This window comes from Methyloceanibacter sp. (assembly GCF_041573655.1).
GTDB lineage: Bacteria > Pseudomonadota > Alphaproteobacteria > Rhizobiales > Methyloligellaceae > Methyloceanibacter.
Map to the genome: position 1 here is coordinate 58,456 of NZ_JBFFQD010000004.1, position 16,770 is coordinate 75,225.

Consider the following 16,770-nt stretch of genomic DNA (forward strand, 5'->3'; position numbering starts at 1 on the left):
AGGCTTTCCGCGCTTTTGGCACGCATCCCGCTTTCTTAGCCGGGTACGCGGCGAGCAAATCCATCCGCTTACTGCTCGTGGCCCAGGACCGAATCCATACGCAAATGCTTCGAGACCCGCAGGTCGTGCACAATGCGCTGAACGTTCCGGGCGCGGCCCCGCAGCTTGGCGAGATCTTCCACGCCTCCGGCTACGCCCCGCGCGTGCTGCGATATGAAGTCTACAACGCGAAGGGACGGCTTCTCTTCACCAGCGGCCAAGCCAATCTTCGTCTCGACGGTCCGCCTTTGAACGTGACGAACAACGCCACCCAGCAAGCCAGCGTCGTCAGCCTGCAGTCGGGCGCGGGCAACAATGATCCTTCGAACTTCGCGGTGTTGCGCGTGCCCATCAACTTCGCCGCAAATGAACGCGGCACGCTCATCGTCTATCTGGATCAAAGCGACCAGGCGAGCGTGCTTTCAAGCTACTTCAGCGTCATTGCTCTTGTGACTCTCACCCTGCTCGGCGTCGGCGTCACCATGCCCGCGGCCTTTGCATGGATGCGCAGCCGCGAGCGGCGGCAGGCCGAAGAGCAGGTGCACTATCTCCAGAACCACGACGCGCTGACGGGCCTCGCCAATCGCCGCGCCTTCGCCGAGAGGCTTGGCGACGCCACGGCCCGCATGAAGCAGGATGACACGCACATCGCGGTCATCTGCCTGGACATCGACAAGTTCAAAGAGATCAATGACTCGACCGAGCATGGCGGCGGCGACCAGGTGCTGCGCGAAATCGGCGTGCGCATCAATGAGACCTTGCGAGACCGCGACATCATCGCACGTCTCGGCGCCGACGAGTTCGCGATCGCGCTGGTCGACGTCTCCAATCTCGGCGACGTCATGGCCTTCATGAACCGGTTGGTCGCGGCCTTGCAGCTGCCTTTCCGTATCGCCGACAAGGAAATCCTCATCACCACCAGCGTCGGCATCGCGCTTGCACCGGCAGACGGCGACACGGCTTCTGCCCTGCTACGCCATGCGACGATCGCCTTGTCCCGCGCCAAGGGCGACGGTGGCCAGCGCATGTGCTTCTTCGAGGAGAGCATGGACAAGGCGCTCCAGCGCCGGCGCACCGTGGAACACGAGCTTCGCCTGGCCCTCGGCCGCGAGGAGTTCGAGGTGGCCTATCCGCCGCAATTCGACCTGGCGACGGAAGAGCAATGCGGCTCGGAGGCTTTGATCCGTTGGCACCATCCGCTGCACGGCAAGATCGCACCGGAGCACTTTATTTCGGTTGCCGAGGAGACGGGACTGATTGTGCCGATCGGCGCGTGGGTGCTGCGCCGCGCGTGCTGTGACGCTGTGAGCTGGCCGGAGCATCTGACCGTCGCCGTGAACCTGTCGCCGGCGCAGTTCCGCGACCGCGACATCGCCGAGACGGTCGCCGACATTCTGCACGAGACGGGGCTGCCGGCCGAGCGCCTCGAACTGGAGATCACAGAGAACCTCCTGATCAACGACACCGAGGAAGTCCTGGGCAAGCTGAACCGCCTGCGCAAGATCGGTGTGAAGATCGCCATGGACGATTTCGGGACCGGCTATTCGAGCCTGAGCTATCTTGCCCGCTTCCCGTTCTCCAAGATCAAGATCGACCGTCAGTTCATCCGCAATATGGCGCGCGACCCGGCGATGCGCGCGATCGTCCGGACGATCATTGCCCTGGGCAAATCCCTCAATGTGACCATCACGGCTGAAGGCGTGGAAACGCCCGAACAGGCCAAGATCTTGAGCGAGTTCGGCTGCGGTGAAGTCCAGGGCTTCTTGTATGGCCGTCCCGAGGCGGCGCAACCTTACGCCAAGCTGGAACAGAGTGCGGACGGCAAGGTCACCCCCATTCGCGCCCGCCGCCGCAGGCGCCCAAGCGCGGCATAGCTTCACGTCGCTTTCTAGATCTCGATTTTCAGCGGTTCGCTAACGGATATTCCGCCATCGGGGCGGCCTGTCTGCCGCCGAGAAAACCCTTGTTGGGGGACTTCGCCTGCACCGGTGCAGTGCGCTTTTGTGCGTTACCGCGCGAGCGCGGCTTGACCCGCGCCTTTCGGACCGGCTTGCGCGCGACGGGCGGTGCGGGCGCGACGACCGTGGCGGCCGAGGGTTTGCGCAACGGGACCGGCACGATCGCAGGGGACGCTTCCGGCACCTCTTGGGACCAGATGACCTCTTTGGACTCGATGCTGGCAATCGCCTCACCGTCGATGCCGCCGTCCGCATCGGGCGCGGGCACGCTTTCCACGAGCGGCAGCGCGGCGGGCTCGACAGTCCGAGGCGGCGGCGCGGTGGCGATGACCTCCAAAAGCGCGGCTTGCGTTTGCAGCACATCGGGTGATGCAAACGCTTGCGACAGCGAGCCAGTGATCTCCCCAACGGCGGAGGCCGGCATAGCGTCAAGGTCGGAACCCGGCGAGGCACCGAGGACAGCATCGAGGACGGAGGCCGGCAGGGCGTCCTCGTCGATGTCGCCCTCGCCGATATATTCCGGCAGCGGCAGCGCCGCCGTCTCGGCCATTGCCGTCTCTAACGTCGGCGGTGGTGTGCTCCGCACCACGACCTGGACGGCGACAGTGCCTTGGGCTTTGTCGGCCGGCGCGGGCAGCGTGATCATGATCGGTAGCGCGAGCGCCAGCAGCGCGGCATGGGCCGCGCCAGCACCGAAGGCGCACATCGAAAGACTTGGTTTCTCGTCGTGGAGCACTGAAGGACTCCGCCGCTCACGTTCCCCCGCGCAACGCGTAACGTCCGCTCCAATCCGAGTTATCTGAGTCGCCCGGCTCCCGGCAAGCCTCTAGTTTTCCATGACAATTTTCGGCGCCGGGCGATCGGCGTCTTTGTGGCGCTCAAGCTCGGCCCACGCCTTCGCGGCGATGCCGCAATAGGCCTTGGCGGGTTCGCCGTCCGGATCAGTCGCCACCACGGGCTTGCCCGCATCCGACGTCTCGCGCACCGCCATGGTGAGCGGCACTTCCCCTAAGAACGGCACGCCGAGCTTGTTCGCCTCCTCCCGCGCGCCACCGTGACCGAAAATGTCGGAGCGCTCACCGCAATGAGGGCAGAGGAAGGTCGACATGTTCTCCACAATGCCGAGCACCGGCACGTTGACCTTCGTGAACATGTTCAGACCTTTACGCGCGTCGATCAGCGCGAGGTCCTGGGGCGTGGAGACAATGACCGCACCGGCCAGCGGCACTTGCTGCGCCATGGTGAGCTGCGCATCGCCAGTGCCGGGCGGCATGTCGACTACGAGCAGGTCGAGCTCGCCCCAAGCCACGTCCTTCAGCATTTGCGATAAGGCCGACATGACCATGGGCCCGCGCCAGATCATCGGCGTGTCCTCGTCGACGAGAAAGCCCATGGACATGATCTTCAGTCCATAGGCACGCATGGGGTCGAGCTTGTTGCCGGCGAGTTGCTGCGGCTGACCTTGAATGCCAAGGAGCCGCGGCATGGACGGGCCATAGATGTCGGCGTCGAGCACGCCGACCTCGAGCCCCCGGTCTTTCAGCGCCAGCGCAAGATTGACCGCCGTGGTCGATTTGCCGACGCCGCCTTTGCCCGACGCCACTGCGATGATGTGCTTCACGCCCGGCACGCCGCCAGGGCGATGGCGCGCATCGCGTGCCGCGCCCGGCGCGGTGGCGCCCGGGCCTTGCGGTGCTTGGGGCGGCGATGCTTGGGCCGGCGATGATTGCGGCGGTGGTGCTTGCCGCGCGCCGCCATTGCTGGCGACAGCGCTGACGCTTCCCGAGCCCGGCTCCCGGTCGGCGGTGAGCGTCACGGTGACACCCTCCACGCCCGGCAGGTCCTTCACCACCGTCTCGGCCGCCTGGCGCAAGCCCTCCAGCTCGCCCGCGCGGGCTGGATCGATGGAAATGGCGAAGTAGACCTTGCCCTTATGGATCACCACCTCGGAAACGAGGCCGAGGGAGACGATATCGTCCTCAAGATCATCCGGGCCTTTCACGTCTTTCAGCGCTGCGAGAATGCAGTCTTTAGTCAATGTCTCTGTCATCATGCCAGGGAATGTAGTGAGGAAGCTGTTGCAACGCAAAATGGCCAATGAATGGGCCCATTGGAGCGGCCCCGACAACGGCATCAAAGGACGCTTCACCTGGCTGTTCTGATACTTGAGCACGGCAAGAAAAAGCCCGGCGCGAGGGCCGGGCTTTGGAGAGAATCGGGAGCCAGCGCGGGCGGGGTTTGGGGGTAGGGTGCGCACCGCGCCGGACCCGAAAGCACAACGCGAAGCACCCGAAACTGTTCCATATCGAGGTCCCAGGCCCGTCACATTTTGTCCGCTTCAATGAGGATGGATGGGCCGCTAGAAGCGTCGGCGCATCCGTTTTATGCGGCGAATTTTGCCCCTTTATCATTGGCTTATCCCCAAGATTGGACGGACTGCCCCGATGCCGTATTGCGGCCGATACCCTTTGGCGTTCCAAAAAATACGCTGCGAAAGCCTTCTTTAACCTGCTCCGGGCCATTCTCGGTCTGGACAGGGCGGAGCTCCGGTACATTTCGTAAGATTTCTCGCCCAGCAGCCACTTCCACGAAGCCTAGGGGGCAAAATGCGCGTTGTGGGCGGTTCGGATGGGTCTCTGACGTCTCGCCAGGCGGATCTCGAAGGGCATCTTGATGCCCTGGCGCGTTTCGTCGAGCGCCACAAGGGTCTCCCGGCCCTTGAGTGCACGCTGGTCCTGCGCTCGGCCGGTTCGGTTCCGGCACAGGCGCTGACGCTGATGAAAGACACGCTGGCGGATGCGAGCGTAGGAGCCAAGGCGATCGTCGTCAGACTGGAGCCCCAGGACGACCTCAAGCAGATTTACGACACACTCTGCGCCTTGAGCCCGGAGACGGACCCTGCGGCCCTTATCCGCTGGGCGCGCGATCCGCGCCTGCTCGAGGCCCATGAGCAAGTCACCTACGGCGCCGATATGTGCTGGGCGGGCGATGCCATGCGCCGGGATGCCGACAAGCGCAATCCGCTTGCCCTGTTCGAGATGGACGCAACCGACGCCGCGACCCGCGCGATCCATGCCTTCAGGGCTTTGTGGAGCGCGTCAGTTCCCGTGCCGGGGCGTCACCTCGGTACACCGGGCCCGGTCAAGCCGTCAGCCGCCTATGCCCCAATGGACGATGCGCCGTTGCCGGCTGCGCGCAAGCGCATTCAGGGGTGGCCTCTCGTCCGCCACTAGGCGTCACCTCCCGTGTTTTGTAAAACTCCCGTCACAATCATCTCCCAGAGGTGCAAGGATTCGCACCTCACAGCTGATGACGGAGTCGGTATGCGCGTCAGATTTCTATTCCTTCTCACATCTTTGCTCTTGGCCGCCGCGCCCGCGCGTGCGCAAGACACGGGCAAACCGATGGCAAATCTTCTGAAGCAGCCGGCCTATGTCTCTGCCTGGAAGACCATGATGGCGGGCGCGGCAGCGCCGTTTTGGATCCACGAATACGCCAAGACCCTGGATGGTCCGCCAACGCCGGTCCTCCCCGTGGAGCTCTTCGGCGAGACCTACCTGTTGGGCTTTACCTGCAAACCCAATGCCTGCGAGGGCAACCAGCTCTTTGTGCTGTTTGCGCCGCGCGGGCGGGACGCCTGGGGCATGCTGGCCGCCGCGCCAGCGATCTCGTGGCTGGGCAGGCCGAGCCAGCACATCAAAGACGCGATTACGGGCGCTCTCAGGAAGTAGATCCCGTCGAACGCGGCTGCCGCGGCGCCTCCGTGTGCTAGACCAGAGGTCCAATGGTGCAAGAGACCATGCAGGCCATGCTGCTTGAGACGGTCGGTACGCCGCTCAAGGCCAGCGAGCTGCCGGTGCCGTCGCCGGGGCCGCACCAGATCCTCCTGAAAGTGCTCGCCTGCGGCGTCTGCCGCACCGACTTGCACATCGTCGACGGCGAGCTCGACCACCCGAAGCTGCCTCTCGTGCTCGGTCATGAGATCGTCGGGCGTGTCGAGGCCGTGGGCTCAGAGGTGACGGGCTTCACCATCGGGGAGCGGGTCGGCGTGCCATGGCTCGGTTACACGGACGGCACCTGCCCCTATTGCCGGATGGGCCGGGAGAATCTCTGCGACCACCCGCTATTCACCGGGTACCAGATCGACGGGGGCTACGCGGCCTACACCGTGGCGGACGAGCGCTACTGTTTCGCGTTGCCGGAGGGCTATTCGGATGCCGAAGCCGCGCCGCTGCTCTGCGCCGGGCTGATCGGCTACCGCTCGCTGAAAATGGCGGAAGAGGCCTTCTCGGGCGAGCCGGGGCGAACCAAGCGGCTCGGCATTTACGGCTTCGGCGCGGCGGCGCATATCGTGGCGCAGGTGGCGCGCCATCAAGGCTGCGAAATCTACGCCTTCACCAGCCCGGGCGACGAAGAGGCGCAACGCTTCGCGCGCGACCTCGGCGCGGTGTGGGCAGGCGGTTCGGACGAGGCACCGCCTGAACTGCTCGATGCGGCGATTATTTTCGCACCCGTCGGCGCGCTTCTTCCGGCGGCGTTGCGGGCACTACGCAAGGGCGGCATCGTGGTGTGCGGGGGCATCCATATGAGCGACATCCCGCAATTCCCCTACGACATTCTATGGGAGGAGCGGGTGGTCCGCTCGGTGGCCAATCTCACCCGCGACGACGCGCGGGAGTTTCTGGCGCTGGCGCCCCGGGTCCCCGTGAAGACGACGGTCGTGCCCATGAAGCTGTCCGAGGCGAACGAGGCGCTGTCCGCCTTACGCGAGGGCAGACTTCAAGGCGCCGCAGTTCTCATTCCCTAGCTGCGGAATTCCTACTACTATAGATGTATTGCGCCTGAGAGGATTTTGCGGTTTTCCGCGGGGGAAACGCCCCAACACTGGGCCCCAGGCATGACCAAGATACTCATCGTCGACGACCACCCCATGTTCCGCGAGGCGCTGCACGGCGCGGTCAAGTCCGCATTGCCGGATGCGGCCGTCTTTGAAGCCGGCAACATCGAGGCGGCTTGCGAGGCCCTGCGCGAGAAATCGGGCATCGATATTGTTCTGCTCGACCTTTCGCTCCCCGGGACCGCCGGGTTCGAAGGATTGATGCTGTTGCGGTCGTCCTTCCCGCGCATTCCGATCATGATCGTCTCAGGCCTAGACGATCCCAGGATCGTGCACGAGGCGATCCGGCTGGGCGCGGCCGGCTTCGTACCCAAATCCGTCGATAAGACGACGCTGGCCAATGGGTTGTCGGAGGTGCTGAGCGGCTCGGTGTTCGTGCCGGCCGAGTTGGCGCAAGCCCTGACGGCCCCACCCAGCCTGTCGGAGACGGACGCAATCGCCGACCGCGTCGCCGAGTTGACGCCGGCACAAATGCGCGTCCTGCAATTTCTGCGTCATGGCCATCTGAACAAACAGATCGCTCATGAACTCGGCGTGAGCGAGACGACCGTGAAGGCGCATGTGTCGGAGATTCTACGGAAGCTCAATGTCGTGAGCCGTACGCAGGCCGTGATTGCGACGGCGCAACTCGACTTCGAGACCATCCTCGGCAGTGAGCCCACGCACCACAGGACCTAAGCCTTCGAGGCGGAATTTCCCAACAGATGCGCCATCAGCGCACGCAACTCGGCGGGCTTGATCGGCTTGTGCATCAATTCGCAGCCTGCTGTCATGACCTCGGCGACAGTATCGAGGCCGCGATCGCCCGTCATGACGATGGCGGGAACGTCGGGCCCGACGGTTTCGCGCAAGGACTTGAGGGCGGCAAGCCCCGTCTGGCCTTGGTCGAGATGGTAGTCGACCAAGATAATGTCGGGGGGGCCTTCCAACTTCGCGAGCTGCGGAGTCAGCTCCTCCAAGCTGCGCGCCGATAGAGTTTGGCAGGACCACCGGTCCAGCACCTGCCGCATGGCGTCGAGCGCGACCTCGTCGTTCTCGATCAACAGCACGACGGCGCCGCGCGTATTGTCGACGCTGCCGGCCCATAAGGCCGGACTATCGCTGGGGGCGGCACCCGCATGCTCAAGCTTGAGCCGGAAGGTCGAGCCCTTGCCGAGCGCCGACTTGACCTCGAGCGGGTAGCCGAGCGCCGCGACCGTCCGTTGCACGATGGCGAGCCCGAGCCCGAGGCCCGTATGGTTGCCCTCGGCCGCCGCCGCACCGCGATAGAACTCCTCGAACATCGTTTCGCGCTCGGCTTCGGAGATACCGCAGCCCGTGTCCACGACATCGACCACGCACTCAGCATCGCGCGTTCGCACGCCAACCAGGACGCCACCCTGTTTGGTATAGCGCACGGCGTTGGACACGAGATTCTGCAACACGCGCTGCAGCATGAGCGGATCGCTGCGCACTAAGAGACCGCAACGCCGGACTTTGAATTTCAGACCTTTGGCCGCGGCCTGCGGACCGAAGCTCGCCTCAAGGACCGATAACACCGTGTCCAAGGGGAAGGTCTGCAAGTCGGGCGTCACGACACCCGCATCGAGCTTGGAGATATCGAGCAGCGTCTTGATCAGATCTTCGATCGTCTGAAGCGACTGTTCGATCTGCCCGGAAAGACGCTGCGCATCCTCGCTTTCTTGCATCTCGGACAGCACGGAAATCGTCAGGCGCGCGGCGTTGAGCGGCTGCAAAAGGTCGTGGCTGGCGGCCGCCAGGAAGCGCGTTTTACTCAGATTGGCGCGCTCCGCCTCGTCCTTGGCCAAGACCAGGGCCTCGTTCGAGCGCTCCAGGCGCCGCAGCGCCCAGGTCAGCTCCTCGGTGCGCGAACGCACTTTGGCATCGAGACCGATCGCCGTTTGAAACAGCGAGAAGGCATTGCCCTGCTGATCCATCGAGCGCTCGACGCGGTCCATCAGAACCGCGTTGATCTTGATAAGCTTCTCCAAGCGCCGCTCGAGCGCCGCAGGTCCGTCACCGGGCTTGAGGTCATCCCACTCGATCGACATCAACTGCGCTCCCGGCTGCCGATCGCGACCCCTGTGAAGGTCTGATTGAGATGCATGGCGTTGTACTGTTCGCCGTAAGTGTGGAAGCCGGCAACGTTGTAGCGGCGGTATAGATCGCTAATGGTGTGCTTAATCTGCCGGTTCTCGGCATCGAGCCGGCGCAGCACGCATTCGAAGCCGAGCACGAGATCGACACCGCCGACTTCTTCGTCGATCCGTTTCAGCTCCGAAGCCATTGAGGCAACCATGTCGCGCGGTTGCGCCACTGTCAGCACGACACCATCGTCGATGGCGCAGAAGAACGACAGCGAGCCATCGTCGTTCACGCGCTGAATGGATCTGCAGTAATAGTCTCCACCAACGCGCACGACGACCGGATGCGAAGCGAAACTCATGGGCGCAAGCGACGAGGCTTCGATGCCGACCGAGCTTGCATATTCGAGAGCCGCCGGCTCGGCATTGAGCTCATACACCGTCCGGCTCTCCGCATCGGATGCCGTCACCACCAGCTTGGTGGGGGTGGGTTCGAAGTGATCGTGGTTGAAGACATGCACAGGGTAATCGGTCGCGACCAGCAGCAGAAGCGCTGCATCGTGATGGACGCGTCCATCCAAAAGCAAGCTTGTGCCCTTTAGGACGAGATCGTCGCCGGCGGACCCGCCAACGAGCGGAATGCCGTCGAGCGCCAAGGCAATGGCCGAGACGATCACCTCCTCGCACCTGGAGAGTCCGTCGATGAGAGAAACCGCAAACCGATTGCCGCCGCTTTTGCCAAGTCGATCGAACTTCGCGCGCAACGACCGGACCGCTTCGGTCCCCCGCTCGACGGTGAGGTTGTGCACGTCGGGAACGACCCCGCTGACGAAACTGAAGCCTTCTTTCGGAAAGGCGAAGATCAGCAAGGTGCCGTCGCTATAGCCGCCGGGTGTGATCTCGCCTGACGTGCTGCAACCGACAAGCGGAACGCCATCGAAGTGTTTCGCGAAGGCGCCGGCCAACACGTCCGGCTCGTATCGCCGGGAGAAGAAAACGAGAAGTTGTCCGATGTGCGAAGCGTCGAGGACGCTGGCCAGCTCGGCCACCGCGACGTCGGCGCTATCTGCCTCCGTCCAGGCCGTCTGCACGCCGCACGCATGACGCTTCGCTTGAGGCCCGCCTTGCAAACGCTTCCTCCACGCGATGCCGCCCCAATTCTTGATTTTCAGCGCAATCCGGCGATTTCTTCCGCCAGCGGTTGGGGGGGCACTGCCAACATGTTGGTCAAAGGTAGAATACCACCCGGGGAATCCCGCCGATAGTCTCCTTCGCCGAGCCCACAATCCCTCTTCCGTGGGCCGTTCGTTGAAGAGTTCCGCTCTCTAGAGTTCCAACCAATCGAACACCATTGCCTTACCACACCTCACCGCCCCCCATTTGGGGGTGGTTCTTTATCGCGCCCGGGCCCATTGGGTCCGCTTACGCCCAAAGTACAATTTTCATGGTCAGCAGGCTGCCTTTAGTCTGCGAGGCTAGATTAGAAGACGCCCAGAAAACGCGACCAGTAAGCTGGCTGGTTGGGAGGTTTCCATGTTGCATGAAGTCATCGAGACCCTGAATTCGCGCGTGGCTTTGCGGCCGCGCTACGACAACTTCATCGGTGGCGATTGGGTCGCCCCCGTCGACGGTCAATATTTCGACAATGTCAGCCCAGTGACGGGCAAGTCCGTGTGCCAGGTGGCGCGCTCGCAGGCCGCCGATATCGAGCTTGCACTCGACGCGGCGCATAAGGCGCGCGACGCCTGGGGCAAGACGGCGCCGTCAGAGCGCGCGACGCTGCTCAACAAGGTCGCCGACCGCATGGAGGAGAACCTCCAACTGCTCGCGACCGTTGAAACCATCGACAACGGCAAGCCCATCCGCGAGACGACCGCGGCGGATATCCCCCTCGCCATCGATCACTTCCGTTATTTCGCGGCCTGCGTCCGCGCGCAGGAAGGAACCCTCGGGGAGATCGACCACGACACCATTGCCTACCACTACCACGAGCCGCTTGGCGTGGTGGGCCAGATCATCCCGTGGAATTTCCCCGTCCTCATGGCCTGCTGGAAGCTTGCGCCGGCACTTGCCGCCGGAAACTGCGTGGTGATGAAGCCCGCCGAGCAGACGCCCATGTCGATCATGGTTCTCATGGACGTCATCGGCGACATCCTGCCCGCTGGCGTGCTCAACATCGTCAACGGTTTCGGCGTCGAAGCCGGCAAGCCGCTCGCTCAGAACAAGCGCATCGCCAAGATCGCCTTCACCGGCGAAACCACGACCGGCCGCCTCATCATGCAGTATGCGTCGGAGAACCTCATTCCTGTGACGCTGGAGCTTGGTGGCAAGTCTCCCAACATCTTCTTCGACGACGTGATGGCCGAGGACGACGATTTCTTCGACAAGGCGCTGGAAGGCTTCGCCATGTTCGCGTTGAACCAGGGCGAGGTGTGCACCTGCCCGTCGCGGGCGCTGGTGCAGAAGTCGATTTACGACCGCTTCATCGAGAAGGCCGTCGAACGGGTGAACAAAGTCAAGCAGGGCAACCCGCTCGACGCGGACACCATGATCGGCGCACAAGCCTCCAACGATCAGCTGGAGAAGATCCTCTCCTATATCGACATCGGACAGAAGGAAGGCGCCAAGCTGCTCGCCGGCGGTGAGCGCAACGTACTCCCCGGCGATCTCGCCGAGGGCTACTACGTCAAGCCCACGGTGTTCGAAGGCCACAACAAGATGCGCATCTTCCAGGAGGAGATCTTCGGCCCGGTCCTGTCGGTGACCACGTTCGAGGACGAGGAAGAGGCGCTTGAGATCGCCAACGACACGCTATACGGCCTCGGCTCGGGGGTGTGGACCCGCGATATCAACCGCGCCTACCGGTTCGGCCGGGGGATCCAGGCCGGACGGGTGTGGACGAATTGCTATCACCTCTACCCGGCCCACGCGGCCTTTGGCGGCTATAAGAAATCGGGCATCGGGCGCGAAACCCACAAGATGATGCTCGATCACTACCAGCAGACCAAGAATGTGCTGGTGAGCTATAGCCCCAAAGCACTGGGATTCTTCTAAGAACTGGCACCCAAGGGATTGCACAAGACGGCGCCTGGCAGGACTTGTCCCGCCGGGCCCGCCTCACAATATTCACCCGTGGCAATCGCCTAGGCGTGCGGAAGCGCCTCGACGAGGGAGACGGGAGCGATGGTAGACAGGGTGCTGGTGACAAACGCCGCCCTCGAGTTGGTGGAGAAGCTCAGGTCGCTCCATGGCCCGCTGATGTTCCATCAGTCGGGCGGCTGTTGCGACGGCTCCGCGCCCATGTGCTATCCGGCCGGCGAGTTCACAGTTGGAAGCAACGACGTGCACCTCGGCGAGATCGGCGGCTGTCCTGTCTACATGGACGCCGACCAGTTCGAATATTGGAAGCACACCCAACTGACGATCGACGTGGTGGAGGGGCGCGGCTCAGGTTTCTCGCTGGAAGCGCCGGAGGGTGTGCGCTTTCTCACGCGAAGCCGCGTCTTCACCGACGAGGAAGCCGATGCGTTGGCGCGCGCCGAGGACGCCGCCCTGCAATCAAATATGCCGCTCAAGGGCCGGCGTGTCGTTATTGCCGACGACGATCGCATCATTCGTGAGTTTCTATCGCTCCGTTGCGCCCAGTTGGGCCTGACGGTCGAGACCGCCGAAGACGGGGCGGGCGCCGTCGATACGATCGCGGGAGAAGACACGGATCTCCTTATCGTCGACCTCAACCTACCCGACATGAATGGCTTCGACATCGTGGAGCGGCTCGCCAAGTCCGAGCCGAGGCCGCCCGTCATCGTGTTGACGGGCAGCACAGACGAGGATTTGAAGCGACGCTGCCGGGATTTGAACGTGCCGTTCGTTCACAAGAACGCCGACACCTGGAATGTCCTTGAGCCCCTTATTCGCGAGATCGTGGGGGCGCGGTCAGCGTCGAACGCTTAAGCGAACGAACTTGTCCGGGGGCGAGGTGCGCCGTCATCCCCTCTCGTCGGCGAGCGCACACCCTCGACATCGCCGATCATGGCCTTGGCGATTTCGTGCTCGCCCATGACCACGAGATTGGCGCCCAGCTTGACCAAGTGATTGATCTCTTCTTCGGAGTGGGCCCGGGCGATAATTTGCAAGACCGGGTTGATGTCGCGGGCCTGCTGGACCACTTGCCCGCCTTCGAAGGCGTCGGGAATGGCGACGAGCAGACAGCGGGCATCCCCGAGATTGGCAGACTGCACCACTTCCGGATCGGCGGCGTTGCCGACGAGCGCCTCGATGCCTTGGCTTTTGAGATCGGCCACGTCGTCTGCGTCGTCCTCGACGATATAGAGCGGCGTCCCGCGCTCGCGCAGCTGCTTCGATATGAACTTACCGACCCGGCCATGTCCCACCAGGACGACGTGGTCGGTGAGGGTCGTCGGAACGATTGGCTCGCGCGTTGGAGTCGCCTCCTCTTCCTCGGTCTCCGCGTCCATGTCGGTACCTTCAGGAACCACGCCTTCCGCGGCGAGCCTCTCGCGCCGGGCAAAATAACCATCGAGCGCGGCGAACAGCAGCGGGTTGAGCAGGATCGAGATGATGGCGCCGGCGAGGATCAGATCGCGTCCCTCCTGCGGCAGGACACCGAGGCTCTGGCCAAGACTCGCTAGGATGAAGGAGAACTCACCGATCTGCGCCAACGAGGCGGAGATCATCAGCCCGGCGTCGTGGGAATATCCGAACGCGCGGACGATGGAATAGGCGACGATCGATTTCGCCACGACGATGATCGCTACGGTGGCGAGCACCGCCAGCGGCTCGTCCATCATGATGGCCGGGTGGAACAGCATGCCCACGGAGACAAAGAACAGCACCGCGAAGGCGTCGCGCAAGGGCAGCGACTCGGTCGCCGCCTGCTGGCTCAACTGAGACTCGCTCAGCACCATGCCGGCGAAGAACGCGCCAAGCGCCAGCGATACGCCGAACAGCTCGGCGGCGAGAAATGCGAAGCCGAGAGCAATGGACAACACCGCGAGGCGGAACAGCTCGCGGCTCCCCGTATGCGCCACGTAATGCAGCAGCATGGGGATCAGCTTTTTGCCGACGACGAACATGACGAACGTGAAGATCGCCAGCTTACCGATTACCTCGGCGCATTGGCGCGCCATCTCCGTCAGGTCGGGTGGTGCATCGCCCTCGAACAATCCGGTGATCGCCGGCAGCAGAACCAGGGCCATCACCATGGCGATGTCCTGAACGATCAGCCAGCCGACGGTGATCCTGCCGCGCTCGGTGTCGATCAGGCGCCGCTCCTGGAGCATGCGCAAGAGGACCACGGTGCTCGCCACGGACAGGGCCAGGCCGAAGATGAACCCGGCGCCCAGGCTCCAGCCGAGCATCCAGCCCACGCCCATGCCGAGCGGGGTGGCGACCAGACCTTGCAGCACGGCGCCCGGAATGGCGATGGCGCGGACGGAGAGCAGGTCCTTGACTGAGAAATGCAAGCCAACGCCGAACAGGAGGAGGATGACGCCAACCTCGGAAAGCTGGTTGGCGATGTTCTGGTCGGCGCCGACGCTGGGCGAGAACCCGATGGCGATGCCCGCAACGAGGTATCCGACCAGCGGGGGCAGCTTGAGGCGGTGAGCGACGACGCCGAGACTGAAGGCGAGCACGAGGCCAATCGTCAGCGTGGAAACGAGTGGCGGGACATGCAGCATTATCAAGAAGCCTTCGGCGGGGTCGCCGGCGAGCACTGTCGCCGACCTTAGCCTGACAGCGAATTGTGACGGCCACAGCCCCTCCCGTCCAGAAAGGACCGCCTAAAAACGCATAGAATCTGCGGCATTTACGCCGTTGGGCATCTCAACTTGACAGTCCGGTGCCGCATCTCCATGTTGCAGAAACATTGATTGCTCGCGATCGCGCGAAGCTGCCACACCTGTGGCGCCTCATCCCGAGACAATTTCCCGATTTTCGTCTGCCCCCAGATAGCGCGTGGGGTGAGGCAAGCGTCCTCACGGTCCATTGGCGTTCGCGCCGGTGCCGGGACGCCGAGGAACATTACTTGACACCTTCTTTCGATATGTTCGGCCTTGCCGAACCGTTGCGGCGTGCGCTTAACGCCGAGAACTACCAAACGCCGACCCCTATTCAGGTCCAGGCGATTCCAATTCTAACCGAGGGCAAAGACCTGCTCGGCGTAGCCGAGACAGGGTCCGGTAAGACGGCCGCCTTTGCGCTGCCGCTGCTGCACAACCTCTCCGGTGATACCAGCCCGCGCAAGCCAGGCATGCCGCGGGCGCTCATCCTGGCCCCGACGCGCGAACTGGCTGGCCAGATCGCCGACCGGATCAACGTCTATGGGCGCCACCTCAAACTGCGTACGGCCGTCATTTTCGGCGGCGTGGGCCAAGGCCAGCAGGTCAAAGCGCTCCGTGCCGGTGTGGACATCGTGGTCGCAACGCCAGGGCGCCTGCTCGATCTGTGCAATCAGCGCCATATTCGCCTGAGCGAGGTTCAGACGCTCATCCTCGACGAAGCCGACCGCATGCTCGACATGGGCTTCATCCACGACGTCCGTAGAATCGTCGGCTTCTGTCCCAAGGAGCGCCAGACCCTGCTGTTCTCGGCGACCATGCCGCCGTCGATTGCAAAACTTGCGCACGACATTCTGCGCAATCCCGTCCGTGTGGACATCTCCCGGGCCAAGGTCGCCGTCGACCGCATCGCGCAACGCGTCTATTTCGTTGGCGCGCGGGACAAGCGCACACTGCTGACCCAGCTGGTCACGGACCCGGCACTAAGCCAGGCGGTCGTGTTTACGCGGACCAAGCGCGGCGCCGACCGCGTGTGCCGTCATCTTGTCGAGGCAGGACTCACCGCGGCGGCCTTGCACGGCAACAAGGCGCAAAATGCCCGCGTGCGCGCACTGGACGGCTTTCGTTCGGGCCGCGTGCAAATCCTCGTCGCCACTGATATCGCGGCGCGGGGCATCGACGTTCCTGGCATCTCGCATGTCATCAACTACGAGCTGCCCAACGAGCCGGAGAGCTATGTGCATCGTATTGGACGCACGGCTCGCGCAGGCGCACAAGGCACCGCCCTGTCGCTCTGCGACAACAGCGAGCGGCCTTACCTCAAGGCCATCGAGCGGCTGATGCGCGTCGATGTCAGTGTGGTGGAACACACCCTAGCGGAACGCGAGGACACCTCGCCGCGTCCGGGCAACCGCAACGGTGCCAAGAGGCATGCCGCCAAGAAGCGCCGGACCAATCGGGGCCGCCGCCCCAACCGAGCCGCGGGCAAGAGCCGCGGTGCAAACCAGCAACAGGAAGTACGACTATGAACAAGACAATCTCACGCATGTCGGCAGCGCGGCGCAGCGCCGAGGCGATCCTGAGCCAAAGCCAGAAACGGCAGGAAAGCTTCAAGCGCGAGCAGCAGCAGGCGAGCGATGCCTTGGCGGAGAAGACCGCGCGGCTACGCGAGCTTCGGCTGGCCAAGGAAGCCGCCGATCGCGAAGCCGAGGCCGCGGTCGCCGCAGCAGCACCTAAGCCGAAGAAGCGCGCCGCGGTGCGCCGGTCCAAACAGACCTAGACACGGGAGGCCCTTTAGAAGATGGCGTTCAAACCGAACTACAATTTCCAGAAGGCTGAGCGCGCCCGAGCAAAGGCGCAGAAGAAGCAGGAGAAGCTGCGGCGCCTCGAAGAAGAGACCGCAAAGCGCAAGGCTCTCCGGGACGGCGTGCCTGAGACCGGCACGCCGGACGAGGATGCCGGAACGCCCACGGACGACGCTTAACCCGCGG

The 16,770-nt window shown here is 63.6% G+C and carries 15 protein-coding genes and 1 pseudogene; 11 read left to right on the forward strand and 5 right to left on the reverse strand.

Annotation, left to right across the window (positions count from 1 at the left end; all coding sequences use genetic code 11):
• The first annotated feature begins 104 nt into the window (after positions 1–104).
• Positions 105–1,913 carry a putative bifunctional diguanylate cyclase/phosphodiesterase gene (locus tag ABY454_RS01985; RefSeq protein ID WP_372928495.1) on the forward strand — a complete coding sequence of 603 codons (1,809 nt, stop codon included), beginning with the start codon at positions 105–107 and terminating at the stop codon, positions 1,911–1,913.
• Positions 1,914–1,941: 28 nt separating this feature from the next.
• On the opposite strand, the gene ABY454_RS01990 is transcribed toward ABY454_RS01985, so the two are convergent.
• Together ABY454_RS01990 and apbC are read right to left on the reverse strand one after the other, a co-directional pair.
• Positions 1,942–2,733, reverse strand: coding sequence for a hypothetical protein (locus ABY454_RS01990; RefSeq protein ID WP_372928496.1), 792 nt, complete (start codon positions 2,731–2,733; stop codon positions 1,942–1,944).
• Between the two features lie 90 nt (positions 2,734–2,823).
• The gene (gene apbC / locus ABY454_RS01995) at positions 2,824–4,047 is read right to left on the reverse strand and encodes an iron-sulfur cluster carrier protein ApbC (RefSeq protein WP_372928521.1); all 1,224 of its coding nucleotides are present in this window, start codon (positions 4,045–4,047) and stop codon (positions 2,824–2,826) included.
• A gap of 556 nt (positions 4,048–4,603) precedes the next feature.
• On the opposite strand from apbC, the gene ABY454_RS02000 reads away from it, so the two are divergent.
• The 4 genes from ABY454_RS02000 (at position 4,604) to ABY454_RS02015 (ending at position 7,572) form a co-directional block, all read left to right on the forward strand.
• Positions 4,604–5,230, forward strand: coding sequence for a hypothetical protein (locus ABY454_RS02000; protein ID WP_372928497.1), 627 nt, complete (start codon positions 4,604–4,606; stop codon positions 5,228–5,230).
• A gap of 90 nt (positions 5,231–5,320) precedes the next feature.
• Positions 5,321–5,728, forward strand: a complete 408-nt coding sequence (locus ABY454_RS02005; RefSeq protein WP_372928498.1) for an Ivy family c-type lysozyme inhibitor — start codon at positions 5,321–5,323, stop codon at positions 5,726–5,728.
• A gap of 68 nt (positions 5,729–5,796) precedes the next feature.
• The gene (locus tag ABY454_RS02010) at positions 5,797–6,804 is read left to right on the forward strand and encodes a zinc-dependent alcohol dehydrogenase family protein (RefSeq protein WP_372928522.1); all 1,008 of its coding nucleotides are present in this window, start codon (positions 5,797–5,799) and stop codon (positions 6,802–6,804) included.
• Between the two features lie 90 nt (positions 6,805–6,894).
• Positions 6,895–7,572 carry a response regulator gene (locus ABY454_RS02015; protein WP_372928499.1) on the forward strand — a complete coding sequence of 226 codons (678 nt, stop codon included), beginning with the start codon at positions 6,895–6,897 and terminating at the stop codon, positions 7,570–7,572.
• Here ABY454_RS02015 and ABY454_RS02020 read toward each other — a convergent pair.
• Complete coding sequence (locus ABY454_RS02020) at positions 7,569–8,945, reverse strand: hybrid sensor histidine kinase/response regulator (protein WP_372928500.1); 1,377 nt, start codon at positions 8,943–8,945, stop codon at positions 7,569–7,571. The genes ABY454_RS02015 and ABY454_RS02020 overlap by 4 nt on opposite strands.
• Positions 8,945–10,108: an FIST N-terminal domain-containing protein gene (locus ABY454_RS02025; protein WP_372928501.1), complete on the reverse strand. Its 1,164-nt coding sequence runs from the start codon at positions 10,106–10,108 to the stop codon at positions 8,945–8,947. Before ABY454_RS02025 ends, ABY454_RS02020 begins: the two co-directional genes overlap by 1 nt.
• A 403-nt stretch (positions 10,109–10,511) precedes the next feature.
• Between ABY454_RS02025 and adh the strand changes: the two genes are divergently transcribed.
• The 3 genes and pseudogenes from adh to ABY454_RS02040 all read left to right on the forward strand — a co-directional run bounded on the left by adh (position 10,512) and on the right by ABY454_RS02040 (position 12,932).
• Positions 10,512–12,032, forward strand: coding sequence for an aldehyde dehydrogenase (adh, locus tag ABY454_RS02030; protein WP_372928502.1), 1,521 nt, complete (start codon positions 10,512–10,514; stop codon positions 12,030–12,032).
• A gap of 129 nt (positions 12,033–12,161) precedes the next feature.
• A pseudogene (locus ABY454_RS02035) lies at positions 12,162–12,509 on the forward strand (DUF779 domain-containing protein); the annotation flags it as partial.
• A 33-nt stretch (positions 12,510–12,542) separates the two neighbouring features.
• Positions 12,543–12,932: a response regulator gene (locus tag ABY454_RS02040; RefSeq protein WP_372928523.1), complete on the forward strand. Its 390-nt coding sequence runs from the start codon at positions 12,543–12,545 to the stop codon at positions 12,930–12,932.
• Here the strand turns inward: ABY454_RS02040 and ybaL are convergent.
• On the reverse strand, positions 12,929–14,680 hold the full coding sequence (ybaL, locus tag ABY454_RS02045; RefSeq protein WP_372928524.1) for a YbaL family putative K(+) efflux transporter: 1,752 nt from the start codon (positions 14,678–14,680) through the stop codon (positions 12,929–12,931). The genes ABY454_RS02040 and ybaL overlap by 4 nt on opposite strands.
• Positions 14,681–15,027: 347 nt before the next feature.
• Here ybaL and ABY454_RS02050 point away from each other — a divergent pair, with 347 nt between their 5' ends.
• The 3 genes from ABY454_RS02050 to ABY454_RS02060 are packed head-to-tail and all read left to right on the forward strand — an operon-like array spanning position 15,028 to position 16,763.
• The gene (locus ABY454_RS02050) at positions 15,028–16,308 is read left to right on the forward strand and encodes a DEAD/DEAH box helicase (protein ID WP_372928503.1); all 1,281 of its coding nucleotides are present in this window, start codon (positions 15,028–15,030) and stop codon (positions 16,306–16,308) included.
• Entirely contained in the window at positions 16,305–16,559 is a 255-nt protein-coding gene (locus tag ABY454_RS02055; RefSeq protein ID WP_372928504.1) for a hypothetical protein, read from the forward strand. The genes ABY454_RS02050 and ABY454_RS02055 overlap by 4 nt, the downstream gene beginning before the upstream one ends.
• A 21-nt stretch (positions 16,560–16,580) precedes the next feature.
• On the forward strand, positions 16,581–16,763 hold the full coding sequence (locus ABY454_RS02060) for a hypothetical protein (RefSeq protein ID WP_372928505.1): 183 nt from the start codon (positions 16,581–16,583) through the stop codon (positions 16,761–16,763).
• The last annotated feature ends 7 nt before the right edge of the window (positions 16,764–16,770 follow it).

Coding starts and splice junctions, on each gene's coding strand:
- adh (WP_372928502.1), top strand. CDS start 10,512: ATGTTGCATGAAGTCATCGAGACCCTGAATTCGCGCGTGGCTTTGCGG.
- ABY454_RS02005 (WP_372928498.1), top strand. CDS start 5,321: ATGCGCGTCAGATTTCTATTCCTTCTCACATCTTTGCTCTTGGCCGCC.
- ABY454_RS02040 (WP_372928523.1), top strand. CDS start 12,543: ATGCCGCTCAAGGGCCGGCGTGTCGTTATTGCCGACGACGATCGCATC.
- ABY454_RS02015 (WP_372928499.1), top strand. CDS start 6,895: ATGACCAAGATACTCATCGTCGACGACCACCCCATGTTCCGCGAGGCG.
- ybaL (WP_372928524.1), bottom strand. CDS start 14,680: ATGCTGCATGTCCCGCCACTCGTTTCCACGCTGACGATTGGCCTCGTG.
- ABY454_RS02055 (WP_372928504.1), top strand. CDS start 16,305: ATGAACAAGACAATCTCACGCATGTCGGCAGCGCGGCGCAGCGCCGAG.
- ABY454_RS02000 (WP_372928497.1), top strand. CDS start 4,604: ATGCGCGTTGTGGGCGGTTCGGATGGGTCTCTGACGTCTCGCCAGGCG.
- ABY454_RS02060 (WP_372928505.1), top strand. CDS start 16,581: ATGGCGTTCAAACCGAACTACAATTTCCAGAAGGCTGAGCGCGCCCGA.
- apbC (WP_372928521.1), bottom strand. CDS start 4,047: ATGACAGAGACATTGACTAAAGACTGCATTCTCGCAGCGCTGAAAGAC.
- ABY454_RS02020 (WP_372928500.1), bottom strand. CDS start 8,945: ATGTCGATCGAGTGGGATGACCTCAAGCCCGGTGACGGACCTGCGGCG.
- ABY454_RS02010 (WP_372928522.1), top strand. CDS start 5,797: ATGCAGGCCATGCTGCTTGAGACGGTCGGTACGCCGCTCAAGGCCAGC.
- ABY454_RS01985 (WP_372928495.1), top strand. CDS start 105: ATGCTTCGAGACCCGCAGGTCGTGCACAATGCGCTGAACGTTCCGGGC.